The 20043-nt window shown below is 67.4% G+C and carries 37 protein-coding genes; 8 read left to right on the forward strand and 29 right to left on the reverse strand.

Annotated features, from left to right (window positions below; genetic code table 11):
• Positions 1 to 35: 35 nt before the first annotated feature.
• The 10 genes from ACSIH6_RS21855 to ACSIH6_RS21900 all read right to left on the reverse strand — a co-directional run bounded on the left by ACSIH6_RS21855 (position 36) and on the right by ACSIH6_RS21900 (position 6452).
• Complete coding sequence (locus ACSIH6_RS21855) at positions 36 to 1613, reverse strand: phage portal protein (RefSeq protein ID WP_435110172.1); 1578 nt, start codon at positions 1611 to 1613, stop codon at positions 36 to 38.
• Positions 1614 to 1677: 64 nt separating this feature from the next.
• Positions 1678 to 1968 carry a hypothetical protein gene (locus tag ACSIH6_RS21860; RefSeq protein WP_435110173.1) on the reverse strand — a complete coding sequence of 97 codons (291 nt, stop codon included), beginning with the start codon at positions 1966 to 1968 and terminating at the stop codon, positions 1678 to 1680.
• Positions 1965 to 3263 carry a PBSX family phage terminase large subunit gene (locus tag ACSIH6_RS21865; RefSeq protein WP_435110174.1) on the reverse strand — a complete coding sequence of 433 codons (1299 nt, stop codon included), beginning with the start codon at positions 3261 to 3263 and terminating at the stop codon, positions 1965 to 1967. Before ACSIH6_RS21865 ends, ACSIH6_RS21860 begins: the two co-directional genes overlap by 4 nt.
• 9 nt (positions 3264 to 3272) lie before the next feature.
• Positions 3273 to 3740 (reverse strand): hypothetical protein, encoded by a 468-nt coding sequence (locus ACSIH6_RS21870; protein WP_435110175.1) that lies wholly within the window; start codon positions 3738 to 3740, stop codon positions 3273 to 3275.
• A 623-nt stretch (positions 3741 to 4363) separates the two neighbouring features.
• The gene (locus ACSIH6_RS21875; protein ID WP_435110176.1) at positions 4364 to 4738 is read right to left on the reverse strand and encodes a hypothetical protein; all 375 of its coding nucleotides are present in this window, start codon (positions 4736 to 4738) and stop codon (positions 4364 to 4366) included.
• A gap of 78 nt (positions 4739 to 4816) precedes the next feature.
• Positions 4817 to 5008 carry a hypothetical protein gene (locus tag ACSIH6_RS21880; RefSeq protein WP_435110177.1) on the reverse strand — a complete coding sequence of 64 codons (192 nt, stop codon included), beginning with the start codon at positions 5006 to 5008 and terminating at the stop codon, positions 4817 to 4819.
• A gap of 20 nt (positions 5009 to 5028) precedes the next feature.
• Positions 5029 to 5202 carry a hypothetical protein gene (locus ACSIH6_RS21885; RefSeq protein ID WP_435110178.1) on the reverse strand — a complete coding sequence of 58 codons (174 nt, stop codon included), beginning with the start codon at positions 5200 to 5202 and terminating at the stop codon, positions 5029 to 5031.
• A complete protein-coding gene (locus ACSIH6_RS21890; RefSeq protein WP_435110179.1) occupies positions 5199 to 5627 on the reverse strand; it encodes a hypothetical protein in 429 nt (142 codons plus the stop codon). Before ACSIH6_RS21890 ends, ACSIH6_RS21885 begins: the two co-directional genes overlap by 4 nt.
• A gap of 8 nt (positions 5628 to 5635) precedes the next feature.
• Positions 5636 to 5992 (reverse strand): hypothetical protein, encoded by a 357-nt coding sequence (locus ACSIH6_RS21895; RefSeq protein WP_435110180.1) that lies wholly within the window; start codon positions 5990 to 5992, stop codon positions 5636 to 5638.
• A 55-nt stretch (positions 5993 to 6047) separates the two neighbouring features.
• Complete coding sequence (locus tag ACSIH6_RS21900) at positions 6048 to 6452, reverse strand: hypothetical protein (RefSeq protein WP_435110181.1); 405 nt, start codon at positions 6450 to 6452, stop codon at positions 6048 to 6050.
• A gap of 151 nt (positions 6453 to 6603) precedes the next feature.
• Here ACSIH6_RS21900 and ACSIH6_RS21905 point away from each other — a divergent pair, with 151 nt between their 5' ends.
• Positions 6604 to 6813, forward strand: a complete 210-nt coding sequence (locus ACSIH6_RS21905) for a helix-turn-helix transcriptional regulator (RefSeq protein ID WP_435110182.1) — start codon at positions 6604 to 6606, stop codon at positions 6811 to 6813.
• Positions 6814 to 6844: 31 nt separating this feature from the next.
• Here the strand turns inward: ACSIH6_RS21905 and ACSIH6_RS21910 are convergent, their stop codons facing one another.
• The 10 genes from ACSIH6_RS21910 to ACSIH6_RS21955 all read right to left on the reverse strand — a co-directional run bounded on the left by ACSIH6_RS21910 (position 6845) and on the right by ACSIH6_RS21955 (position 11796).
• Positions 6845 to 6982, reverse strand: coding sequence for a hypothetical protein (locus tag ACSIH6_RS21910; RefSeq protein WP_435110183.1), 138 nt, complete (start codon positions 6980 to 6982; stop codon positions 6845 to 6847).
• A 221-nt stretch (positions 6983 to 7203) separates the two neighbouring features.
• The gene (locus ACSIH6_RS21915) at positions 7204 to 7605 is read right to left on the reverse strand and encodes a hypothetical protein (protein WP_435110184.1); all 402 of its coding nucleotides are present in this window, start codon (positions 7603 to 7605) and stop codon (positions 7204 to 7206) included.
• A 62-nt stretch (positions 7606 to 7667) separates the two neighbouring features.
• The gene (locus ACSIH6_RS21920) at positions 7668 to 8117 is read right to left on the reverse strand and encodes a hypothetical protein (protein ID WP_435110185.1); all 450 of its coding nucleotides are present in this window, start codon (positions 8115 to 8117) and stop codon (positions 7668 to 7670) included.
• On the reverse strand, positions 8114 to 8473 hold the full coding sequence (locus tag ACSIH6_RS21925) for an N-acetyltransferase (RefSeq protein ID WP_435110186.1): 360 nt from the start codon (positions 8471 to 8473) through the stop codon (positions 8114 to 8116). Before ACSIH6_RS21925 ends, ACSIH6_RS21920 begins: the two co-directional genes overlap by 4 nt.
• Before the next feature lie 143 nt (positions 8474 to 8616).
• Positions 8617 to 9234, reverse strand: a complete 618-nt coding sequence (locus tag ACSIH6_RS21930; protein ID WP_435110187.1) for a hypothetical protein — start codon at positions 9232 to 9234, stop codon at positions 8617 to 8619.
• A gap of 86 nt (positions 9235 to 9320) precedes the next feature.
• Entirely contained in the window at positions 9321 to 9767 is a 447-nt protein-coding gene (locus ACSIH6_RS21935) for a hypothetical protein (RefSeq protein WP_435110188.1), read from the reverse strand.
• Complete coding sequence (locus ACSIH6_RS21940) at positions 9764 to 10570, reverse strand: hypothetical protein (protein WP_435110189.1); 807 nt, start codon at positions 10568 to 10570, stop codon at positions 9764 to 9766. The genes ACSIH6_RS21935 and ACSIH6_RS21940 overlap by 4 nt, the downstream gene beginning before the upstream one ends.
• On the reverse strand, positions 10567 to 10971 hold the full coding sequence (locus tag ACSIH6_RS21945; RefSeq protein WP_435110190.1) for a hypothetical protein: 405 nt from the start codon (positions 10969 to 10971) through the stop codon (positions 10567 to 10569). Before ACSIH6_RS21945 ends, ACSIH6_RS21940 begins: the two co-directional genes overlap by 4 nt.
• Positions 10972 to 11323: 352 nt before the next feature.
• Positions 11324 to 11551, reverse strand: a complete 228-nt coding sequence (locus tag ACSIH6_RS21950; RefSeq protein WP_435110191.1) for a hypothetical protein — start codon at positions 11549 to 11551, stop codon at positions 11324 to 11326.
• The gene (locus tag ACSIH6_RS21955; protein ID WP_435110192.1) at positions 11548 to 11796 is read right to left on the reverse strand and encodes a hypothetical protein; all 249 of its coding nucleotides are present in this window, start codon (positions 11794 to 11796) and stop codon (positions 11548 to 11550) included. Before ACSIH6_RS21955 ends, ACSIH6_RS21950 begins: the two co-directional genes overlap by 4 nt.
• 223 nt (positions 11797 to 12019) lie before the next feature.
• Between ACSIH6_RS21955 and ACSIH6_RS21960 the strand changes: the two genes are divergently transcribed.
• Both ACSIH6_RS21960 and ACSIH6_RS21965 read left to right on the forward strand, forming a co-directional pair.
• Complete coding sequence (locus ACSIH6_RS21960) at positions 12020 to 12877, forward strand: DUF5753 domain-containing protein (protein ID WP_435110193.1); 858 nt, start codon at positions 12020 to 12022, stop codon at positions 12875 to 12877.
• 11 nt (positions 12878 to 12888) lie between these two features.
• Positions 12889 to 13077, forward strand: coding sequence for a DUF397 domain-containing protein (locus tag ACSIH6_RS21965; protein WP_435110194.1), 189 nt, complete (start codon positions 12889 to 12891; stop codon positions 13075 to 13077).
• A gap of 104 nt (positions 13078 to 13181) precedes the next feature.
• Here the strand turns inward: ACSIH6_RS21965 and ACSIH6_RS21970 are convergent, their stop codons facing one another.
• The 8 genes from ACSIH6_RS21970 to ACSIH6_RS22005 form a co-directional block, all read right to left on the reverse strand.
• Complete coding sequence (locus ACSIH6_RS21970) at positions 13182 to 13778, reverse strand: ParB N-terminal domain-containing protein (protein WP_435110195.1); 597 nt, start codon at positions 13776 to 13778, stop codon at positions 13182 to 13184.
• The gene (locus ACSIH6_RS21975) at positions 13778 to 13987 is read right to left on the reverse strand and encodes a hypothetical protein (RefSeq protein WP_435110196.1); all 210 of its coding nucleotides are present in this window, start codon (positions 13985 to 13987) and stop codon (positions 13778 to 13780) included. The genes ACSIH6_RS21970 and ACSIH6_RS21975 overlap by 1 nt, the downstream gene beginning before the upstream one ends.
• Positions 13987 to 14262, reverse strand: a complete 276-nt coding sequence (locus tag ACSIH6_RS21980) for a hypothetical protein (RefSeq protein WP_435110197.1) — start codon at positions 14260 to 14262, stop codon at positions 13987 to 13989. The genes ACSIH6_RS21975 and ACSIH6_RS21980 overlap by 1 nt, the downstream gene beginning before the upstream one ends.
• 15 nt (positions 14263 to 14277) lie before the next feature.
• Positions 14278 to 14508: a hypothetical protein gene (locus ACSIH6_RS21985; protein WP_435110198.1), complete on the reverse strand. Its 231-nt coding sequence runs from the start codon at positions 14506 to 14508 to the stop codon at positions 14278 to 14280.
• Positions 14505 to 14744: a hypothetical protein gene (locus ACSIH6_RS21990; RefSeq protein ID WP_435110199.1), complete on the reverse strand. Its 240-nt coding sequence runs from the start codon at positions 14742 to 14744 to the stop codon at positions 14505 to 14507. The genes ACSIH6_RS21985 and ACSIH6_RS21990 overlap by 4 nt, the downstream gene beginning before the upstream one ends.
• A gap of 83 nt (positions 14745 to 14827) precedes the next feature.
• Positions 14828 to 15181: a hypothetical protein gene (locus ACSIH6_RS21995; protein ID WP_435110200.1), complete on the reverse strand. Its 354-nt coding sequence runs from the start codon at positions 15179 to 15181 to the stop codon at positions 14828 to 14830.
• The gene (locus ACSIH6_RS22000; protein WP_435110201.1) at positions 15178 to 15360 is read right to left on the reverse strand and encodes a hypothetical protein; all 183 of its coding nucleotides are present in this window, start codon (positions 15358 to 15360) and stop codon (positions 15178 to 15180) included. Before ACSIH6_RS22000 ends, ACSIH6_RS21995 begins: the two co-directional genes overlap by 4 nt.
• 32 nt (positions 15361 to 15392) lie before the next feature.
• The gene (locus tag ACSIH6_RS22005; RefSeq protein ID WP_435110202.1) at positions 15393 to 15989 is read right to left on the reverse strand and encodes a hypothetical protein; all 597 of its coding nucleotides are present in this window, start codon (positions 15987 to 15989) and stop codon (positions 15393 to 15395) included.
• 145 nt (positions 15990 to 16134) lie between these two features.
• On the opposite strand from ACSIH6_RS22005, the gene ACSIH6_RS22010 reads away from it, so the two are divergent.
• Positions 16135 to 16332, forward strand: a complete 198-nt coding sequence (locus tag ACSIH6_RS22010) for a hypothetical protein (RefSeq protein WP_435110203.1) — start codon at positions 16135 to 16137, stop codon at positions 16330 to 16332.
• Positions 16329 to 16826 carry a GIY-YIG nuclease family protein gene (locus tag ACSIH6_RS22015; RefSeq protein WP_435110204.1) on the forward strand — a complete coding sequence of 166 codons (498 nt, stop codon included), beginning with the start codon at positions 16329 to 16331 and terminating at the stop codon, positions 16824 to 16826. Before ACSIH6_RS22010 ends, ACSIH6_RS22015 begins: the two co-directional genes overlap by 4 nt.
• 98 nt (positions 16827 to 16924) lie before the next feature.
• On the opposite strand, the gene ACSIH6_RS22020 is transcribed toward ACSIH6_RS22015, so the two are convergent.
• On the reverse strand, positions 16925 to 17629 hold the full coding sequence (locus tag ACSIH6_RS22020) for a hypothetical protein (protein WP_435110205.1): 705 nt from the start codon (positions 17627 to 17629) through the stop codon (positions 16925 to 16927).
• Between the two features lie 323 nt (positions 17630 to 17952).
• Here ACSIH6_RS22020 and ACSIH6_RS22025 point away from each other — a divergent pair, with 323 nt between their 5' ends.
• The 3 genes from ACSIH6_RS22025 (at position 17953) to ACSIH6_RS22035 (ending at position 20001) form a co-directional block, all read left to right on the forward strand.
• Positions 17953 to 19227 (forward strand): hypothetical protein, encoded by a 1275-nt coding sequence (locus tag ACSIH6_RS22025; protein WP_435110206.1) that lies wholly within the window; start codon positions 17953 to 17955, stop codon positions 19225 to 19227.
• Positions 19228 to 19257: 30 nt separating this feature from the next.
• Entirely contained in the window at positions 19258 to 19569 is a 312-nt protein-coding gene (locus ACSIH6_RS22030) for a hypothetical protein (RefSeq protein ID WP_435110207.1), read from the forward strand.
• Between the two features lie 63 nt (positions 19570 to 19632).
• On the forward strand, positions 19633 to 20001 hold the full coding sequence (locus tag ACSIH6_RS22035) for a hypothetical protein (RefSeq protein ID WP_435110208.1): 369 nt from the start codon (positions 19633 to 19635) through the stop codon (positions 19999 to 20001).
• Positions 20002 to 20043 lie beyond the last annotated feature (42 nt).

Below are 20043 nucleotides of genomic sequence, written 5' to 3' on the forward strand. Positions count from 1 at the left end.
GACCACCGCCAGGGTGGCCTCTTGGTTGGGTGGGGTTATTCGTCCCGCTCAGGCGGGGTGTCCTCGGGAGGTGTGTCGTCCTCGTCAGGATCTTGCCCGCCGACGAGACCGGCCGCCGCCATCGGGTCGACGATCGGGTTTTCCTTCTGGATCTTCGCGACCTCTTCGAGGACCTGGTCGTCGTCCCAGTCGGGGTGCACGATCCTGACCTTGACCTCGTCGGAGGCGGCACGCGCCCGGGTCAGTAGCTCCACGGTGCGAGCGGTGGCTTCGGGTGCGTCCTGCACACCGTCCGGCCAGTCCACGGTGGGACGTTGCGGGGTCACCTTGGCGCCGCACTGGGCTTGGTCGATCTCCAGGAGCACCTGAGCGAACCGGGCGAGCTCGGGTCGCCAGTACCCGATCTTGCGGTCCCTCGTGGCGTAGGTGCGGCGCTCCCGGTGCTGCACCTCGGTGGCGGTCACAGCGAGGTCGCCGCTCTCCCCGAAGGTCTGAGCACTGAACCCAGCGGATCGGACGATCTGCTGTAGGAGGTGTTCGACGGTGCGCTCGTGCTCGTCCACGCGGATGTCGAACTGGACTTCCTTGATGAGGTCGGTGAACTTGTCGCCGCCGCCTTGGAGGCCCTTGAGCTGTGCGTACACCTCACGCTCAAGGTCGAACGTGGCTGCTTGGCCGCGCCCGTGCGTGTCCAGGTAGGAGTCCGGGACGATCAGGCGGGCTTTCGCCAGCCGGACGTCACGCATCCACGACGAGTACGCCTCGTCGAGGGCGTCCATGAGCTGTTCGGCGCCCTGATAGTCAGAGCGGCCCAGAGGACTGCCGCGCATGAGCCGGTTGGGGCGAATGTTCGGCACGTACACCACAGCGAGCCCGGTCGCCCCGGTGGTGATGCCGCCCTCAGCGTCGACAGCGAAGGGCTTGGTCTCCGGCCGGTCTCCGAGGGGGAGCTTCCGCCCGAGTTCGTCGCGGCTGCCCTCGTACAGGCCGTGGTACACCCTGCCCGGTTCGTGACGCTCCAGATGGCGCCACACACGGCCGTCGTCGCGCTCCTCCAGCACCCGCCAGAACGTCACACCGACCATACGACCAGCCCGCCACTCGGGCGCTGCACAGTCAGGGATGATCGCGTCAGCGAGCACATGGTCCGCGACCTGCTTGTCCCAGGACGCTCGCAGGTACACGCCGCCGTAGGGGGATGCGACTTCCGCGGCTTCGAGGAGGACCGCGCCGAGGCCGCCTTCGGACATGAGCATGTCGAGGCGTTCCTGCGTGGCGGTGCCCTCAGCAGTCAAGGTGGGCGCTTCGCCGAAGAGGAGTTCAGCGTTGGTGGAGGCGATGTCCCCAGCGATGGGCACGTGGATACGCGCGGGCATCTGCTCAGGGTTGGGTGGGCGACCCCACCAGAAGCGCGCCGCCGTACCGACCACGCCACCCCGGTACTGGGCCGGACGCGGCGTGGGGAAGTGCCGGAACCGGGACCCGCCGCCCCCGTACACGGCGGACAGTTCCTCGGCGGACCCGCCGTACCAGGCGCCGTATTCGTCGTAGTAGGCGCGGGGGAGGTCGGTGTCCTTGGGAGGCCAAGGCACGGACGAGTCAGGGAGCGGCACAGCCCACCCCCTCACGGCTGGTAGTCATAAACCCCGGCATCCGGGCGAGCGTGGTCACAGGTGGTTACTCGCCGCCGGTCTCGCGGGTGTGGATCAGATGCGCCATCGCCAGCCACGAATCCGTGATCGCGGTCAGCCGCTCCGCTGAATCCATGCCCGCCACCGACCGGGCCTCGGTGAGTACCGCTGACGCGGTGAAGACGCACCGGTCGAACGTCGGCTCAGGCGCCCCGAGTGCTGCTTCGGCCCGGTAGGCGCGCTCCTGGGCTAGTTCAGCGACGCGCTGGGTCGCTTCAAGTTCCTCGGTGAGCGACAGGCCGGGGACTCTCTGCGGAGGCTTGGGGGTGTCGGTCATGCTGCGAGCTCCAAGGGGTCGATGAGATACGGGCGCCACAGCGCCTCCGACGTCGTCACGGCGTATCGGCCGCCATCACACGAGTGGTCAGCGACCTTCAGCGGCTTGTCCTCGCCCTTCTCGGTGGCGTCCGGGTCCCACGCGTAACCGGGAGCCTCAGTGATCCAGCCCTTACACCGGTCGGACACAAGCAACTGGTCGTTACCGAGCAGGGACGTGATCAGCGACAGCCCGTAGATCACCTCGTTGTTCGCCGGGGAGGACGCCACACCATCCCGGTGCATCTGGAGACGGAACCCAGCAGCAGCAGGGTCCACCGCGACGTACTCAGGGCGTAGGTGCTTCTGCCTCGGGTGGTGGGGCTGGTTGATCCACGCGATCAACTTCTGCGACATCTCCGCGTCGGTGAGCCGCACCGCGTCCCGCTTCGGGTCGTGGCGGAACTCGTCCACGAAGTACAACCGGCCGTCGACGCCAACCCCGAGGAGGAGGCCGGCGGTGGGGTTGGTGGTGCCGTGGTCCACACCGAGGCAAAGCAGCCGCTCGAGGTCGGGCAGATCCTTCCAAGCGACAACGTGCCTGTCGGGGTCCCACACGTCGAAGATCGCGCCCTCAGCAGCGACCCACTCGCCGAGGATGTACCTGCGGTAGAACAGGCCCCGGTAGCTCTTCTTGGTGCGTTCCACGTAGTCCGCGGGCAGGTACGGGTTGTCCTCCAGCTTGAACGACACGCGCACCAGGTCGAGGGCGTCTTCGTCGTCGTTGTGGTGTTCGCGGCCCTCACGGTCAATCCACAGCTTCGCCCGGTCCAACCAGTCCGTCTTCAGCCAGTGCTGCGGGCCAGCCGGGTTCGACGTCAGGAACAGCTGCGCACCCTCGATCGACAGCCGCGAATACAGCATCTCGAAGAACGTCTGCGGCATCGTCGACGCCTCATCGACCAGAGCACCAGCAAGGGTGAGCCCCTGAATCTTCGTCACCGACGACTCGTCGTTCGCGCCGACCACGTAGATCATCCGACCCAGCAGATACAGGACACCGGCCCCGGCCACGTACCGGCACCGCTTCGTTCCGAGGATCTCGATCAGCGGGTCGATGACGTTCTGCTTGATGGTCCGCTGTGTCTTGCCGACCATGAGCAGCGTGCCAGCCGGGCCCTGCCGCGCGTACTTGATCCACGCGACGATCTCCCCGACGGTTTTGCCTGACCGGACGGTGCCCTCGTAGGCGTTGATGGACGCGGTCGACGCCCGCACCGCCGTGAGGGCTTTCCCAGCGAGGGGCTTGGCGCCCACGCCCACCCCCTACTGCTCGTCGAGCATCGACTTCAGCCACGCGTCGACCGTGGGCAGGTCGCGGTCGTCAACGTCGACCTTCTCCAACGCGGTGTGCTTGTCCACGGCGATCCCGAGCGCGGCGTAGGCGTTGCGGACTTCACCGAGCGGCGGGAGGTCGAGTTCGACGCGCTCGGCTCCGTCTTTGGTGCCGACGTAGTAGGCGTACTTGGACCAGGCGCGTTGTCGGAGGCGTTGGGCGTCGTCGAGGAGGTCTGAGGCGAGTTGTGCGCGGCGGCTGCGGTTGTCGGCTTGCTTGGCGCGCGTGGCCGCTTCGGTTTGTGTCCGGTCGAAAGACTTCTGTTCCTCGCGGGCGATCTTGCTGACGGTGGCGGGGGATACGTCGTGGTCGCGGGCTATCTGGTTGCGGCTCTTGCCCTCGGCTTCAAGGTCAGCGACGATCGCGGCGCGCTTCTTGGCGGGTAGGGGTGGCCGCACAATCACCTCACCCCCGCCATGGTCCTGTCACACTGGTGGTCCTTTGCGCTGCCCGCTCTGGCGCTTCCCCCTACTGGAGGTACTCATGTCGTCTGCGTGGATGCTTGGCACGATTGGTGTGGCGTTGTTCGCGGGTGGGCTCGCGGCTGCGTGGGCTGCGTCGGCTCTGGTGGATCCGCTGGGTCCGGCGCTGCTGGTGGCTGGTGTGGTGGTGTGTGCGGGTGCGTCGTTGGGTGTGTCGCGGTCGCGGTAGGTGAGTCGCCCGGCTGCTCTACGCGCCTACCCCCTGGGAGCGGAGCAGCCGGGACGTGTGTGGGGTCAGACGTTCATGTGGAGCACATCGCCCGGGGCGAATTCGTGGGTCTCGCCGGTGCAGGCGACCACGCGCACCACGGCCTTGATGTCACCTGCCAGCATGGGGCGGGGACGGATCATGTCGTGCATGATCAGGACCCGGGCGGAACCACTCTCGCCCCGGGGTGTTACCGCACCGCCGGGGTCAAGCATGCAAAAAGCCCGAGGCCGGTAGGCGCTCGGGCTTCATGATTTGATGGGTTTTCTCAACCCTATTGAATCTTACGGAACTTTCTGGTTGCGCGCAACCTTTCCCGTAAAATCGCTGGTTACCTCGGGTCTGCCTCCCCCTGCCACACGAGTTCCGGCCGCTCCACGTCGAGCTGGTACAGCGTGTGCCCGGCCGGGATGGTCACCTCCCCGATGAGCCGGATGGCCGCGTCGTACACGTGCAGCTCACCGTCCACCCACGTGTGCGCCACGGCGGGGATGCCGTGCGCTTGGAGGTCGTTCACGACCCACAGCCCCACCGGACCCGACGTGCGGGTGTTGGCCTCTCCGATGATGCCGTCGACGGCGATGAGGTCCGCGAGCTGTCCGGTGGTGAGCCACCCGGTCTCACCCAGGATCGCGTCGAGGGTGTCGTTGACGTGGGCGTGTCCGCGCCTGCGGAGGATCGTGTCAAGAGCGATAGTCTCGGTCATGGTTCCTGCTTCCTGGTTGGTGGTGGGTGCCTGTGGCCCGGCGGGAGCTTCCACCTCCTGCCGGGCCGTCTCATGCGGTCAGACGGTCACGATGCGGGCTCGAACTCCAGCCCCTTCGAGGATCTTCTGCGCGAGCTCGATCGCAGCTTCGGCGTCGCCGGGGAGGCCAACGAGCGCTTCGACTTCGCCGCCGTCCACGATGGCGGTGATCGCGCCGTCCTCGATCTTGAGCTGGTCGCCTTCAGGGTCCTCGTAGATGTAGGGCTTCATCGTGTTCTCCTTCGTGTGGGTTATGCGGCTTTCGCCGCGTAGGCGTCGTACTGCTCGGGGGTCTCAGCGGGATGCTCATCGCACACCGGCCCGCCGTCGGTGGGTTCCCCGCACTCCTCCCCGTCCACGGTGTGCACGCACCTCGGGTCGGGGGCGGGCTCAGGCGGCAGGTACCAGTAGTCCTCTCGGGTCACGGGGCGTCCTCGTGATACTCGGCGTCGTGGGCGGCCAAGCTCGCACGGGCGGCGCCCTCGTCCTCGGCGCCTCCTCCGGCGTTCACCCACCCCATCCCGGCGTGCGAACGGTCGCATGACCATCCCAAGCGCCCCCACTGGTTGGTGGTGATGCGCGGGTCGGCCGGGGTGGTGTTCTGCCCTTGGAGGTGCTTGGCGTATCGGCTGCGCAGGTAGCGGCTGTAGCAGTGCCCGCACAGCTTGGACGGGGCGACCTTCGCGGCGGCGAGTGCGTCGATGGTGGCTTCGGCGCCGTCTCCGAGTTCGGTGATGATGTCTTTGACGCGGGCGCCACTGGGGGTGAGCTGACAGAACAGCTGCCCGCTGTCCCAGCCCATGTGGATCTTGCGTCCGGTGGTGGAGGTGGCAGCGATGGTGCGCTTCATGGTGTCTCCTATGCGGCGAGTGCGAGCAGCGCGGCCCGCGCGGTCTTGTACGTGTCCTTGCGGGGCTTGTAGACGACGAGTGCGGCCAGGACCTGGGTGCGGGTGTAGCGGACGCAGTGGCGGCGCACACCGTCCTTGAGCGCGTAGCCCTTCACGCCCCCGGTGAGGCGCTTGCGGATGCTGGAGGCCATCCCGGTCGCGATGTCCTCGTCCACGCCCATCTGCCGGAGGTGGCCCGCGACGGTGTGGAGGCTGGCCCGGTGCGCGGCGTGGTCGGCGGTGCGGGTGGCGACCAGGTGGCGGCGCGCGGCTTGGCGCATGTGCCGCTTGATCCGGGCTTCGGCGGGGGTGGGGCGGTTGCGCATCGGGAGTTCCTTCCGGGGGAGAGGGGCGGACCGTGTGGCCCGCCCCGGGTGGTGGTCAGCGGTTGAAGTGGGACCTGACCTCGTCCCAGACGTTCTTCAGGGCCTCCTTGCGGTTCGGAATCGCCTCGCTGCTGTAGTTGCCGTCGAGAGGGGTGCTGACGATCCACCCGGAGAAGTCGGCGCCCCAGCTCTTGTAGAAGCGGCTGGCTTCGGCGATGACCATGTACTCGTCTCCGGACTCGAAGCCCGGGGCGTTCAGGGTGGCCTTCGGGTCCTTGGCCTTCTCGGGGTCGTAGATGTACAGGGCGGTGATGCTGCCGGGCTCGTGGACGATGTGGACGTGGTCGGCGTCGTAGGGGAGGCGGGTGGAGCACGCGCGGTCGTGGCCGGGCTCCTTGACGCACTTCGTTCCGCCGATGAACGGGCGTCCGCAGGTCTTCTTCTTTTTGGTGCTGGCCATGTCCGCCTCCTGAAACCTTGCCTTGCTGACATTGACAAGGTTAGCCAGACTCAGGGAACCTTGTCAATACGAAGCTGCAAAGAGTCGAACCCAGGAGGCCGACATGCCACCGCTAGACTTTGTCCACACCGCACGGACAACGAAACGAGCCATGGCCGACCCCGAAGCCGAGTACTGGACCATCCCCGACATCGCCGACCACTGGGGAGTCAGCCCACAAACCATCCGCTCCTACCGGTCACGAGGACGCGGCGAACTCCCACCCGAGGACAGGATGTTCGGCCGAACCCCCGCGTGGAAGCCGAAGACCGTCCTGGAGTTCCAGAGGCCCGGGAAGGGCGCGCGCACGGACCTGAAGTAGAGCAGCCCCCGCCGACGTGGCGGGGGCTTCGCTATTCCTCGTCCAGGTCGATCCCAAGGGCTTCCGCGATCTCATACGCGCCCTCGGAGCCGACCGTGGCCAGCAGCTCCGCGAGCCACACGTCGTCCGGGGCAGGGGTGGCGTCCACAAGGTGGGTGTACCCGCTCATGAGAAAACCCCCACCTGGGTGGGGGTCTCATCCCCGCAGCGGCGGGGAGCGCATTCTCATCCGGCCCAGGGGCGGATCATCCCCGCGTGCGCGGGGCGCGTTGTCCTCGTGTGTGCGTAAGAGGCACGAAGCAAAGGACCATCCCCGCGTGCGCGGGGAGCAACGGAAACCACTGTAGCGCGGGGGCTCGGACCTGTCAGCAGAACCAGAAAACGCAGCGGTTAGTCCTGGTGGTAGGCGTCGGCGCCGGACAGGCGTTCCACGGCGGCCTCTGCCTCTTCCTCGGACGGCATCCGGGGGACCAGGCGACGCACCCGGGCGATGAACTCCTCCGGGGAGGAGCCACTCAGGGCCGACAGGTCGACCTCAGTGGCGCCGTCCTCGGTCAGCAGTTGCTCCACCGCGCCCTCGTGGTCCTCGTCGGTCGAGGCTCCGTGGCCTTCGTGGACGTCCCCGATGCGGCGGATCCGCACCGGCTGACGCAGCTCCTTGACGGGCTCTTCGGTGAGCGCGTACCAGCCCCAGCTCACACCCGTGGTGTGCGCGAGCAGAACCGTGTCGGTGCGGGTGCCGTGGTGGTGCGCTTCGGTGATGCGGAACACCCGGTAAGTGGTGGTGTCCATGTGTGTCTCCTTCGATGCGGTGTGGTGGCCTCCCCGTGCACGCGGGGAGCAAGAGCAGGGGGTCAAGCGCGCTCGACAGTGATCCCGTCGGCCTCACCCTGGCGGGTCCACTCGCCCACAGTGCGGTACCCGGCCCCTTCCAGGGTCTCGTCACGGTCGCCGTCCATGGGCAGCACCTCGTCCGTGCCTTCCACCCACACGCCAGCGGCGTCGATGTCCATGACGTGCAGCTCGTTCCCGAAGTCGTAGGCGACGCGGGTGACCTTGGTGTCGTCCTTCATCTTGCTCTCCTTGTGCTCGTTGTAGATCTGGCCGAAGCGGGCGGGCTTCATGCCCAGCGCGGCGGCGGCGGCCTTCTGCGTTCCGTGGTCGGCGTAGGACTGGTGGACCATGCGCCCCCGTTCGGCGCCGATCTCGCTGCGGATCTGGTCGAAGATGTCGGCGAGTGCCTGCATCTTCTCGGCGTCGGGAAGCGCGTTGAGTGCGTCCCAGTCGATGCGGTAGTAGCTCATGCCCAGGGGTCCTCGTCCTCGCCGGTGTCCTCGTCGTGGTCTTCGGTGTCGCCGCCGACCGCGTCGGCCCAGGCGTCGCCGTGCTCGGTGCGGTGCTCGGGGCGGGCGTGCAGCACCTGGGGGAGCTGCTTCTCGGCGGTCTCGAACAGCGCGGTGGCGATGCCCTCGCGGCGGAATTCCGGGGCGGTCTCGATGTTGGCGATGATCAGCGTGTCCATGGCCACGTGCAGCTCGGAGGCGACGGTGCCGTCGGTGGTGATGGCCTGGAAGCGGTGGTAGTCGACCTCGGTGTTCTCTCCGGCGTAGGGGGCGACGGTGTAGGTGATCTCGTAGGTGGTGCCTTCGGTGCTGATCATGTCCGCCGCCCTTCGGTGTGTCTTGCTGACACCCCTAAATATAGGGTACCTAGACCAGGGCGTCAATAGGGTACCTAGATTTTCTGGAAATCCACCCCTGACATGCGAAAACCCCCGCCACCCTCACAGGCGACGGGGAAGCTTCACCGGTTCTGCGCCTTCGCTGACCTGCACTCCGGACACCGGCACCCGTGCACGCGGTAGGCGTAGGCCGTGCCGTGAGAGATGTCGGGGTTCCGGGTTGCCATCAACCCCGCGTCCAGGGCATACACGAACTCCGGCCACGCCACCCCGATGGACCACAGCTGCTTGACGGACAGCCCTGCCCCGGCCGCGACCTCCTCCAGCGGGGCACCGCCCCACACGCGGGCCACGACCTCCCACCGCGCCTGTTCGTGCAGCGACCCCTGCTCCAGGGCAGCGAGACGGTACTCGCGGGTTTCGCGGGCGTGGTCCCACCGGCACACCGCACACCGACCCTCACACCGGCCGCTGCGGGTGCGATACCGGGACCGGCCGTGGCCACCGGTGTGCCAGCGGTAGTAGTCCCGCTGGCAGATCCCGGAGTACCAGGCATCCCGATCGCACCCTTCGACCTCGCAGGCGGTGTTTTTGGGGGCGACGTCGTGGGCGACACAGTAGAGCGACTCCGGTTGCGCCTGCTCGGTGCATGCGGCGGTCACGCACTCGGTCACAGGGTTGGGCTTGTTCGGCCAGACCCGGAAGGGCACCCCCAGGCCGAGGTGCTTCCACTTGTACATGCGGGAGCGGTGGCCTCTGCACCACTTGATGGCAGACTGCACGGTGGTACGGGTGCAGTCGGGGGACTCGCAGACACGGGTGTTCGTCACTGGTAGCCCTCAGCTTCCAGCCGGTACCCCTCGTTCTCCAAGTCGGCCAGGTAGTTCGCCAGCCGGTCCTCGACTTCGCCGGCGTCCTCGTGGCGCGGCGGGGTGGACGCGAACTCGATACGCTGCGGGCTCGTGAGCGCGCCGTCGGTCGTGCCGGACACGTACACCTCGATGGCGCCGTCGCGATAGCGGGCGATGCGGACTGTGCGGGTCTCGACGCCCTCGTCGGCGATGCACTCCAGGTAGCGAATCTCTTCCTGAGGCCGTTCCTTCAAGAGCTGCCCCACTCGCTGCTTGCTGATGCCCAGCACAGTGGCGGCCTTGGCCTGTGAGCCTTCCTGGCCGTACACCTTCGCGACGAGAGCGACCGCTTCGCGCTTGTACGCGGCGGCGGCCTCACGGGCGCGCCGGTCGATGTCCTTCAGCTGCCTCGCGGGGTTCACACGATCTCCTCGTTGGCATCGTCAGTGATCTGGCCTGCGCAGCGGGCTGCCGACGGCATGTCCATCGGCTTGCTCAGCCAGTACTCGCCCATCTGGCGGACGTGGTCGGCAGCGGTGTACAGGGGGCGCCAGCCCTCGCGCGGCGAGGGCAGGACCTCCACGCGGGCGTTCGGGTCGACGGCGATCACCGCATCGAGGCGGCCCGCCTGAGCGTGGGCGTGGATTCCCTGCACATGCTCAGGGGTGACCTCCACGGGCGGAGTGACGCTGATGGTGGGGTCCACTTCGCGGAGGGCGGCCTGCACCCACCCCAGTGCGAGCCCGGCGAGGCCGCCCGCGTTGTCCGCGGCCAGGACGCGGCGCAGGATCTCGGGCGCCCATTCGCGGATGCGCTCCGGGTCGGATGCGTCGAGAATGGGCCGGTGGTCGAGCAGGGCGGCGACCAGCCACCAGCCCGGGGTGATCCGGGTGTTGTCCGGGACCTCCATGAACCCGGCCCCGGCGAGGCGGCCGGTGGGGCCTTCGGTCCACCGGTACCCCCACTTCCAGGCGTCGGAGGCGTCGGGCCAGCGGGACCCGGCCCAGATTTCGAGGCGGCCCAGGTGGGCGTTGCCGACCCGGTGGCGGTCGCTCTCGCGGGCGAACTCGTCCCGGTAGTGGGCGAGGATGCTGCGGAGCCCGCTGGTGGTGCCGTCCCAGTCGGCGGCCTTGAGCAGGGTGTGGGTAATGGGTTTTCCGTAAAAGCCGATGGAGACGCGGGCGGCGTGGACCCGGGCGATCTCGCGGGCGAGGGTGACGGTCACTGGGTGATCTCCTCGGTGGTCTTGATGGTCAGCAGGGCGGTGTTCCACACCCGCAGGCACTCGTGCTCGCCGGTGCCGTCGGCGGTCTGGTCGGAGTACTCCACGGCGTCGTATCCGGCGGCGGCCAGGGCCTCGCGAACCCGGTGGTCGTCGGCGGCCCGGTAGAGGGGCATGAAGTGAAAGTCGAAGTCGGGGAGCACCTGGGTGGTGGCCCGGCGGAGGTCGTCCTCGTCGGCGATCTCGATGGACTGGTCGACGGCGATGGTGTGGAGGTGGCCGCCGTCGTATTCGCGCTGGGCGTAGTCGGTGGCGGTGTCGGGGTCGTCGACGAGGCAGATGTCGTTGGAGGCGGACAGGTCGGTGATGTGGGCCTGGCTGCCGTGGTAGTAGGTGTAGCTCATGTCCGCCTCCGGGGGTTTGTCCTGCCGATGGCCTAAGTAAATACCCCCCTTGCCATATTGTCAAGAGGGGTATTTACACTTGGGGCATAGGGTCCCTGACATGCGAAAACCCCCGTCGCCCTTACGGACGACGGGGGCTCGGGTCCGGCTCTTCCACGAGCCCACCGGACCCTCCCACCCCTCTCGGGGCGGGTCTACCGCGCGCTATACCGTCAACCGGCCGTGGGGACGCGCGGAGACTTGCGGGGCTGCCACCCCCTCAGCTGGCAGCCCACCCGACCCCATCCGGGCGCATGGTCCCACCCCGCAGCGCCGTCGACCACCCTCGGGTGTGCGCCACGGGGCGGGGGCTTTAGCGGTCGTCGGGGTGGGTGTACATGGCCCCACCGGGCATCTCGTAGTACATGCCGCCCGCGTAGGACGGCTTGTCGATGCGCGTCCGGGGCTGGGAGGAGCGGCGCTTCTTACGCTTCGCGGTCGTCTCCTGCTCCCATCCCACGTATTCGCCCTGTCGGGCATCGGCGGCCTGCTCCTCAGGGGAGAGCGGCGCGTCCTCGGGGAGCTGCTCGGGCGCGTTCACGCGGACACCGCCGGGTACAGGTCGGCGCGGTTCGCCCGCAGCGCCCCGAGAATCACCTGATACCTGGTCGCGTCAGCGATCGTCAGGTCCATGAGCGTCCCCGGACGCACCGGCGCGCCGTCCTCGGCCTGGAGGAGCACGGTCTGCACGAGGTCCGCGACCGCGCTGGCCTGCTTCGGCGTGAGCTTGCGGTCCTCTATGGCCTGTATGAGCGGGTCGGGCCGCTTCTCCTGCGGGTAGCGCACAGCGCACACCTCCGGTCAGGGTCGCCAGCTGGGAAGACTGGCTGCTTCTGGTGGACCCATCGTCACGCACGCCCGCTAAAAACGCAAGATGCGATCCCAGACGCATGGGAGGATACTGGAAGCATCTGGCCCCCGACAGCGAAGGATGCGCGTAATGTCTGAAAAATCGGCACGGAGCATAGGCTTCGCGGGTCAGAGCAGCACGGCCCGGAGGAGCGAAGAGTTGGCCGCCAGCCCCACCCTGAGGCGACGACGACTGGCCAGAGAGCTACTCCGGCTCAGGGAGCAAGCAGGGCTGACCGCGAAGCAGGCAGCGGCCGAAGCGAAGAAGCGCGCCCCCGAACGCAGCTGGTTCGAAGCGAAAGTCACCCGCATCGAAACCCGCAAGATCAAGCACGTCCGCGACGCAGACCTGCTCACCCTCCTCGACATCTACGGCGTCACCGACACCGAGCAGCGCGAGGCCTACCGCAAGCTCGCCCGCGAAGCCAGCAAAAGCGGCTGGTGGGTCGGCTACCGCGACATCCTCGGCGCGGGCACCTACATCGACCTGGAGACCGAGGCGTCGCGCATCCGCACCTACCAGGTGCAGTACATGCCAGGCCTGCTCCAGACCGAGGCCTACGCCCGCAGGATGATCCGCGCTGGCGGGGTCGTCGCGGAAGACGAGATCGACCGCCGCGTCGAGGTGCGGATGATGCGCCAGCACATCCTTTCCCGCGTAGACGCACCCCGCCTGTGGACGATCATCGACGAGACCGCGTTTCGTAAGCTGCCCCGTGACGTCGCCGCGGATCAGATCCGCCACCTGGTGGACGTGCAGCGCCCCAGCCTGCGGGTGCAGGTCCTCCCGGACGCGGTGGGTCCGCACGCCGCGATGGACGGGTCCTTCGTGATCTTGGACTTCCCGGCGGACCCGGCTGCGGTGTATCTGGAGCAAGTAGGCGGGACGGCGCTACTCATGGAAGACTCCGAGCAGATCACGGTGTATGAGACCGTGCTCGATCACGTGCAGGCCTCCGCTCTGAGTGTGGAGGAATCTCGTGCGTGGATGCTTGATCGACTCAGTCAGCTTGAGTAGAGGACCCGACCATGCTTGCCAGAGACACATCCCACCTGAAGTTCCGTAAGTCGTCCTACAGCTCCCCGAAGGGGCAGGACTGCGTGGAGGTCGCTGATGCCCCGGGGGCGTCGGCGGTGCGTGACACGCAGCATCGCGATGCGGGGGCGTTGATGTTCCCGTCCGGCGAGTGGGCTGCCCTGCTGCGGTCTGCCCGGTAGCGGGTACGACGAAGGCCCCCCGGTGCGTTGGCCGGGGGGCCTTGTCGTGCTTACCAGAAGCATCCCAGGTGCACTGTACCTGCTGGTAGTCGTAGCGGCCAGGGTCAGTGGTTCGTCTCCTCCTCGGCGATCTGACGAGCGCGAGACAGGGCGGCTTCAGGCTTGAGCGGGACGATCTCGACGGGCACGTAGGGAATTCCCACGCGCACCGCGATCCTCAGCCGGTGATGGCCATCCCAGAGGCGACCGTCGCTGCCTCGCAGGATCGGCATGGTGATCCCATTGATCTGGATCTGCTGTTCGAGCTGGTCAAGGTAGCCGGTGGCGGCGTGGCGGCGGTCGAGATCAGCCCACTCCTCCTCCCAAGTCCAGTCCTGGGAGCCACAGTGGACCTCGGAGAGGATGCGGGCGAGGGGCCAGACCTGCACGCTGGTCGCGGACTCTAGGTCGGCCCTCATCCGCTGGTTCTCCTCCTTCAGCTCCCGGACGCGGGCCACCAGCGCGGGCACGTCCTCGCGGGCGTGCGCGACGAACTCTCCGAGCGCTTTGTCTTCGCCGATGCTCAGCGAATTGAGGCCGTAGCGGTCGCGGCAGATGCCGTCGATCATCCACCCGGGGTCGTGCCAGTCGCCGACCTTCTCCAGGCTCCACGGCCCTTCGGTGACAGCGTTGTAGCGCGCTTCGATCGCTTCGAGGTCCATCACTGCTCTCCTCGCATGTCCTTGAGCGCCCGCAGGTATCCGTGGTCCCACGGGTCGCCGCTGTAGTCGCGTTCGGCGGCGGCTTCGAGGCCAGCGATGCGGGCTTCCACGACCCCCATCACGGCGTCGGCGATGGTGTCGGCGTCGGCGTGCTCATATCGGCCATCAGCGGCAGCGATCACCTCGGCCACCTGGTCTCGCAGGGACATCACGACTTCTCCCTCTGCGCCTTGGCGTACTCCGCCGCCATCTGGCGGTGCTCCTCCAGCGACACATGCGGCTTGGCCGGAGACAGAGGCGGGTCGGGGTACACGTCCCACGACGGCTTGGCGGAGGGTTCCTCGGGTGTGGTGTGGAAGACGTGGGCGCCGGGCGCGACCCGGCGGACGGCGTGCGCGATCGCGGCGGCCATGTCGTCGGGGTCACCGTGAGGGGCAGAACAGGTGACGACGACGCACACCCGGGCGGGCTGGAGGTCGGACATCAGGACTCCTCGTGGTCAGGGCTGGTTGCGCCGATCGACGGCGTCGATCTCACGGGCCGCATGCCGGGCGGACTCCACACTCCCGGGCGGCGGCTGCACAGTGACGTCCTCGCCGGGGTGGAGGGTGGTCCATCCGTGGACACGGAGCATTCCGGCGTGTTCCTCGACGTCGGTGACGACCATCCATGCGGGGGCGACCAGTGCAACACCGGGCTGGAGGTCGCGGGTCTTCGCGGTGCGCTTCATGCGGTGTCCTCGCGGTTGGCCCACTTGATGAAGTCGCCGGTGGTAACTCCGGCCGCCACGAGCACGGCCTCGACGATGTCGAAAGCTTCGCTCTTGGGGATGGTGACGCTGGCTTCGATGCACTTGCGGCCTTCCCAGCGCACGGTGGCGATGGTGAAGGTGTCGTTGTCTTCGGCGAGGAAGTCGATTTCGTTGCCGCGGGCGTCGCGGTACTGGTTGTTGGTGTAGGCGTCCATGGGTCTCCTTGTGTGTGTCAGTGTGGTGGCGGGCCCGCCCCGGGTGCTTTGACCATCCGGGGCGGGCCCTTGTCGTGCGCGGGTCAGCTCATGCCGGGCAGCGGCACGTCGTCCACGCCTCGGGTGGGCGTCGCCGCCGCTGGAGTGCGCGGGGTCGTGCGGACCGGCGAGGGAGCGGGCTCCTCCCGGATCGGGCGCGGGCGGGACGGGACGTCCACGTGAGCGGGACAGTACTGCTTCCACACGTCCGCGCTCTGCATCTCGGTCACCCACCCGGCCTCGTGCGCGGCGGTGAACGCGTCCACGGTGTGGGACAGGTGCAAGGCACGCCGGTCCTTTTCGTGCTGCTCGGAGCGGAGTGCGGCGGGGACGGCAAGGCGGAGGCAGTCGGGGGCGTCGCAGGTGATGACCCACACGGTCGCGGATCGGATGCTCATCGGATCTCCTCGGGGTGGTGCTTGATGGAGTCGAGCAGTTCGATGCGCTGCTCCCGGTCGGTCATGCCTGCGTCGGCGAGGGTTTTGTGGGCTTGGATGGCGGTGGCGGGGTGGCCGTGGATGCGGTAGCGGGTGCCGTCGTGGGTGATGCCGGTGGCATCGAGTCGGGCAAGGTCCACGGGGTCTCCTTCGTCAGGTGAGGGTCAGGCGGTCAGTAGTCGGCGTGCACGAACCCGTAGAAACGCACGTCCGAGTAGTCGGACAGAAGGTCCGACCCGTCGTAGTTGTAGGCGTCCAAGATCGCCTTGAGTTCCCTGCTGAGCGCACCCAGCGCAGGCGTGCCCTTCCGCACCACGTCGCCCCGGTCATCAACGGACTCCGTCCACCCCCACTCGGCGGGGATGTTCTTGATGACCACGTCGATGCTGCTGCCACCGGCGTAGGTGCGCGTGCGCACGCTGTAGGTGACCTGTGCGGGGGCGTTGGCGATCGGGTCGGTGGTCGCGAGGGCCGCGCCGTCGGCCGACTGGGCCTTCTTGCCGATCTTGCGGGCCATCTTGATGTCGGCCCGCACCAGCTTCGCGATGGCGGCAGTGCGCAGACCCTCGGTGCTGTCGTACTTGGCCCCGTAGGCCCGACGGTCGACGACGCCGGTTTCGGTGAGGCGGATGCCGTTCGCGCGGGCCTTGGTGATGAGGCGGCGGAGCATGCGGCGGGCTGCGTCGCGTTCGGTGTCGCTGGTGCGTGGGTGGTGGATGAGCGCGTTCAGTAGGCCGACCTTGGACTTCAGCTTGAGCGTGGTAGCCATTCCATCTCCCTTACCTGTCTGTGCGGTGTAGCTACACCTTACGCCTTGGTGTAGCTACACCGCAAGCGGAATCCTTGATAAGGTGTAGCTACACCGAAAGGAGTTCAAGATGAAGCCTGTAGCTACACCCCGATACGGTGTGCTCATGCCCAACGCACCCCGCACACCCGCACGTCAGGTCCGTATCGGCGACGAGTGGTACGAGTTCGACGCCGCCGCGAAGTCCATGGACACCGAGCGGGCGACTCTGCTGCGTGAGTTCATCGCGTGGTACCTGCGCAAGCCCGGCGCGAAGATGCCCAAGCGGCCCCCGGCGATCGCCCCGAAAGAGGGGGAGGAATGAGCAAGACCGCGCTCTACCGGTTCTTCGACAAGGACGGGCAACTCCTCTACGTCGGCATCACCGAACGGCTTGGACAGCGTTGGCTGAACCACGCCCAAAAGAAACCGTGGTGGGACGACGTCCACATCCAGACTGCCGAGTGGTTCCCCGAGCGTGCTCTCGCGGCAGAGGCGGAGAAGCTGGCCATTCGCTCCGAGCACCCGAAGTACAACAGCTCCCATTCCCGACGTTGGGAACGCCCCAAGCCACCTGAGGTGACCCTGTCAGCCGAAGCCGAGAGCGACCAGCCCGAGTCGAAGATCCCTGGCTTCTTCACGGTGGAGGAGGTGGCGGTGCGCATGAAAGTGAAGATCACAACGGTCCACCGCGAGCTTCACCGCAAGAGGCTGCCAGAGCCGGACGCGCGAGTCGTTCGGTCGCCTGTCTGGAAGGTCGAGACGATCCTCGCGTGGGAGAAGGACCGCGCGTCGGCGTCGTGGAACCGCCGGAAGTGACGCTGTGAACCCCCGCCCGTCGGGGGTTTTCCCCGCTGTGGTGCACGTGCACACCAAAGCCCGCACGGGGAACCGTGCGGGCTTCGACGTGTTGGGGATCAGGCGCGCGTGACGTCGGCGTACAGGGCGTCCTCCTCGGAGCGCCACTCCTCGGTGGTGTCCCACCCGTGCTTCGCGAGGATGCGCCCGGCCTCCTCGGCAGCCTCGGAATGGTCGCGGCTGGTGGGGACGCTGGTGGGCCACGACTGCCCTTCCAGGTCCTTCGTGGGCCAGTACGCCTCCTCGTCGCTGTCGGCGGCGACGGTGTAGCCCTGCGGCTCGTAGGCGGCGATGCCGACCCAGTAGACGCCGCCGTCGCCTTCGTAGATGGACGCGGCGAAGTCGTCCTCGTTGAGGTCCAGGCCGATGGTGACGAGCTTCCGGATGGCTTCGGCGCGCTTGATGCCGTTCTCTTCGGCGTAGGCGTCGACGCGGGGGAGGGTGTCGCCCATGGCGACGGAGACGATGTTGCCGATCTTGGGGCGACCGCCGCGCGGCTTCAGGTCCTCTTCGGTGACGGTGAGGAGGTGGACCACGTCGACGTCGTCCTCGTCGCCTTCGGTGTCGCCGTCCCAGACGAGGACGCGCCACTCTCCGGTCTGGCCGAGGGAGAGCAGGTCGGCGTACTGGTTCTGGGCGATCTCCTTGGCGTACTCCTTGGCGGGTCCGGTGTAGTCCTCGGTGCCGCGTGCGTCGTCGTTCTCGATGCCCCAGCCTTCGGTGTCGGAGAAGTGGCGGTCGATGCGGTAGGTGTAGCGGGCCATGTGAGCCTCCCAGGTTCGGGGGTTTCCGATATGGAGAACCTAGCCCCGTGGGGGAGTGGACGTCAAGTAGTCCATATGGAAAACTTCTGGCAGAGGGCACGCCAGACACCCCCCATGCACGTGCAAAGGGGGTAAACTGGGAGGACAACCAAAAAGAGCGAGCCCGCGCGGTGCTGGACACACCGACACGGGCTCTGACCGACCAACCTGTTACCCCCAGGAAGGCGGCTAGGCATGAAGCTTAGTCACATCATAGTCGGTGACCCGCATCGGGGCAGTGCCTCGCGGGTCACAACGCCGTACCTCCCCCAGGGAGGCGCGCGATGAACGAGCCGAACGAGACGCTCGAGTTCGCCGGTCCCGTCAGCGACGGTTGGTACCGCACTCAGATCCCCGACTGGATCGCGCTCAACCCCGACCTCAAGGACGGGGCATACAGGCTCTACTGCATCCTCCGAGCCCTCATCCTCGAGAAGCAGAAGAACAAGATCCGCGTCCTCAGCCACGAGCAGATCGCGTTCCTCGCCGTCGGTAAAAACGGCAAGCCCGCATCGATCTCCACCGTCAAGGCACTGCTCGCCAACCTCCAAGAGGTCGGCCTCATCTCCAACCCCGACGGGTCCCGCATCGTCACCTCGAGCGGCCCCGGGTCGATCCAGTCCCGCCGCCGGTACCAGCTCGCTGACTGGCCGAAGGCCTCGAGCGGATACACCGGGTGGCGCAACGCCTTCGACAAGCTCGACGCGTTCACCGACGACTGGCGGGACTCGAGGACCGACGTGTCTCGAGGGCGCATCGACAGCCAGAAAACTGACCCTCGAGACGACCAGGGGCAGAACACCCTTCCCGCTGGTCAGCTCGAAGGACAGAAATCTGACCGCCCCGGTCAGAAATCTGACCTCGACAGTCAGAAATCTGGTGAGAACTACGCCCCGACCAGCGACGATGCCCCCTTCCTTAAGGAGATGCCTGAAGGAGATGCCCTAACCTCTTCTTCTTCGGCGACCGGTGAGGACACGACTCCCGTCGTCGCCCCCTCCGAGAAGAAGAAGAGCAGCGACCGAGAAGAAGCCGAGAAGATCATCAGCGAGAGGCTGCCCGACACCACACCCGACGAGCGGTCCGCCATCATCGACGTGATCCTCGCTGAAGCCGCCGCACAGGGGCGCAAGATCGGGTTCATCGCGTCCTACACCAGGAAGCGGCCAGACACGCTGCTGGAGCAGGACCTTGCCCAGATGCGCCGCCACAGCTCCGCCCCCACCGCCACCGAGTGCGGCGTGCACCAGGTCGACATGCCCCCGCGCGGCTGCGACGCCTGCGCAGGCGAGATCAAAGCCGGAGACCCCGAAGACATCGCCCGGCTGCGCGCGCACCTCGCTGTGGTGGGGGAGAAGGCGCGCCCCGACCTTGCACGGCTCCTCGGAGCGCCTCAGGTGCCCGTACAGGCGACAACGGGTGGTTGGTCGTGGGAGAACCAGCTCCGAGGCAAACGAGCCGCCAGGAACGGCGTCAGGGGCGGCTCTCGGGCGCCCGTCCTGCCCAACGAGGCCTACGACCACGTCACCGACGAATGGCTGAAAGCGAACCTGCTCTAGCAGGCGACACTAGGAAGCAGGAGGCAGCACATGACTCACACCAACCGTCACCCCTCCGAGTGGGGCTTCACCGACTGGATCACCGAAGCCCGCGCCCGCCTCGACGAAGCCGAACAGACCCACGCCCGCATGGTCGCCGGAGAACGCGTCCATCGCGCCGATTTCAGCCCTCCACGCAACGGGGCCGTGGGAGCGATTGGCGCTGCGATTCGCCATGCCGTCCGGGACTGGGATCACCTGAACACGGACATTCCCGACGCAGGCGCGATCAGCCCGAAGAAGCGCAAGAAGACCCCGAAACCGCCCGTGCAGGGGGCGCTGTTCGACGCTCCCGACGCCTAACCCCCCGGGGGCGTTGGCGCACGCTGACGCCCCCGACCAGCGACCACAGACACAGGAGGCAGCATGGACCAGCCCACCCCAATCCTCGACACCGGACACGGCGAACTTCCGCCCGCCCTCATCCTCGCCGCCCCCGTACACGCCACGGTGACCGCAGAACAGGCGGGCTCGCTTGTCGGCCCCGTGAACACAGTCCTCGCCATACACGCACCCATCGTGCAATTCGAGGACGCTGACAACGTCGGCGGCAGCCCCGACCAATGCGGGCACTGCGGGAACCCCACCAGCGAAGGCCACTACCGAGACCAGTGGTACGGCAACCTGCTATGCCCCAAGGCCCCGACGCTGTGGTGCAGCCACTGCCTGGACGGACAGGGCGGGTATGCCGTCTGGCCGTGCGCGACCGTGAAGGCGCTCACCGCGACCGCCTGACCTTCGGGGCGTCGGCCACGGCGCCCAACCAACACCAGGAGG

Source organism: Nocardiopsis synnemataformans, assembly GCF_965343085.1.
GTDB classification, from domain to species: Bacteria; Actinomycetota; Actinomycetes; order Streptosporangiales; family Streptosporangiaceae; genus Nocardiopsis; species Nocardiopsis alborubida.

Excerpts from the sequence above, each read along its gene's own strand:
- ACSIH6_RS21890 (WP_435110179.1), bottom strand. The coding sequence starts at position 5,627 with ATGAAGCGCACCATCGCTGCCACCTCCACCACCGGACGCAAGATCCAC.
- ACSIH6_RS22030 (WP_435110207.1), top strand. The coding sequence starts at position 19,258 with ATGACTCACACCAACCGTCACCCCTCCGAGTGGGGCTTCACCGACTGG.
- ACSIH6_RS21910 (WP_435110183.1), bottom strand. The coding sequence starts at position 6,982 with ATGAGCGGGTACACCCACCTTGTGGACGCCACCCCTGCCCCGGACGAC.
- ACSIH6_RS21860 (WP_435110173.1), bottom strand. The coding sequence starts at position 1,968 with ATGACCGACACCCCCAAGCCTCCGCAGAGAGTCCCCGGCCTGTCGCTC.
- ACSIH6_RS22005 (WP_435110202.1), bottom strand. The coding sequence starts at position 15,989 with ATGGCTACCACGCTCAAGCTGAAGTCCAAGGTCGGCCTACTGAACGCG.
- ACSIH6_RS21970 (WP_435110195.1), bottom strand. The coding sequence starts at position 13,778 with ATGGACCTCGAAGCGATCGAAGCGCGCTACAACGCTGTCACCGAAGGG.
- ACSIH6_RS22010 (WP_435110203.1), top strand. The coding sequence starts at position 16,135 with ATGCCCAACGCACCCCGCACACCCGCACGTCAGGTCCGTATCGGCGAC.
- ACSIH6_RS22035 (WP_435110208.1), top strand. The coding sequence starts at position 19,633 with ATGGACCAGCCCACCCCAATCCTCGACACCGGACACGGCGAACTTCCG.
- ACSIH6_RS21965 (WP_435110194.1), top strand. The coding sequence starts at position 12,889 with ATGCTTGCCAGAGACACATCCCACCTGAAGTTCCGTAAGTCGTCCTAC.
- ACSIH6_RS21920 (WP_435110185.1), bottom strand. The coding sequence starts at position 8,117 with ATGAGCTACTACCGCATCGACTGGGACGCACTCAACGCGCTTCCCGAC.
- ACSIH6_RS22015 (WP_435110204.1), top strand. The coding sequence starts at position 16,329 with ATGAGCAAGACCGCGCTCTACCGGTTCTTCGACAAGGACGGGCAACTC.
- ACSIH6_RS21995 (WP_435110200.1), bottom strand. The coding sequence starts at position 15,181 with ATGAGCATCCGATCCGCGACCGTGTGGGTCATCACCTGCGACGCCCCC.
- ACSIH6_RS22020 (WP_435110205.1), bottom strand. The coding sequence starts at position 17,629 with ATGGCCCGCTACACCTACCGCATCGACCGCCACTTCTCCGACACCGAA.
- ACSIH6_RS22025 (WP_435110206.1), top strand. The coding sequence starts at position 17,953 with ATGAACGAGCCGAACGAGACGCTCGAGTTCGCCGGTCCCGTCAGCGAC.
- ACSIH6_RS21980 (WP_435110197.1), bottom strand. The coding sequence starts at position 14,262 with ATGTCCGACCTCCAGCCCGCCCGGGTGTGCGTCGTCGTCACCTGTTCT.
- ACSIH6_RS21915 (WP_435110184.1), bottom strand. The coding sequence starts at position 7,605 with ATGGACACCACCACTTACCGGGTGTTCCGCATCACCGAAGCGCACCAC.
- ACSIH6_RS21925 (WP_435110186.1), bottom strand. The coding sequence starts at position 8,473 with ATGATCAGCACCGAAGGCACCACCTACGAGATCACCTACACCGTCGCC.
- ACSIH6_RS21880 (WP_435110177.1), bottom strand. The coding sequence starts at position 5,008 with ATGAAGCCCTACATCTACGAGGACCCTGAAGGCGACCAGCTCAAGATC.
- ACSIH6_RS21900 (WP_435110181.1), bottom strand. The coding sequence starts at position 6,452 with ATGGCCAGCACCAAAAAGAAGAAGACCTGCGGACGCCCGTTCATCGGC.
- ACSIH6_RS21990 (WP_435110199.1), bottom strand. The coding sequence starts at position 14,744 with ATGGACGCCTACACCAACAACCAGTACCGCGACGCCCGCGGCAACGAA.
- ACSIH6_RS21905 (WP_435110182.1), top strand. The coding sequence starts at position 6,604 with ATGGCCGACCCCGAAGCCGAGTACTGGACCATCCCCGACATCGCCGAC.
- ACSIH6_RS21975 (WP_435110196.1), bottom strand. The coding sequence starts at position 13,987 with ATGTCCCTGCGAGACCAGGTGGCCGAGGTGATCGCTGCCGCTGATGGC.
- ACSIH6_RS21985 (WP_435110198.1), bottom strand. The coding sequence starts at position 14,508 with ATGAAGCGCACCGCGAAGACCCGCGACCTCCAGCCCGGTGTTGCACTG.
- ACSIH6_RS21895 (WP_435110180.1), bottom strand. The coding sequence starts at position 5,992 with ATGCGCAACCGCCCCACCCCCGCCGAAGCCCGGATCAAGCGGCACATG.
- ACSIH6_RS21930 (WP_435110187.1), bottom strand. The coding sequence starts at position 9,234 with ATGTACAAGTGGAAGCACCTCGGCCTGGGGGTGCCCTTCCGGGTCTGG.
- ACSIH6_RS21945 (WP_435110190.1), bottom strand. The coding sequence starts at position 10,971 with ATGAGCTACACCTACTACCACGGCAGCCAGGCCCACATCACCGACCTG.
- ACSIH6_RS21875 (WP_435110176.1), bottom strand. The coding sequence starts at position 4,738 with ATGACCGAGACTATCGCTCTTGACACGATCCTCCGCAGGCGCGGACAC.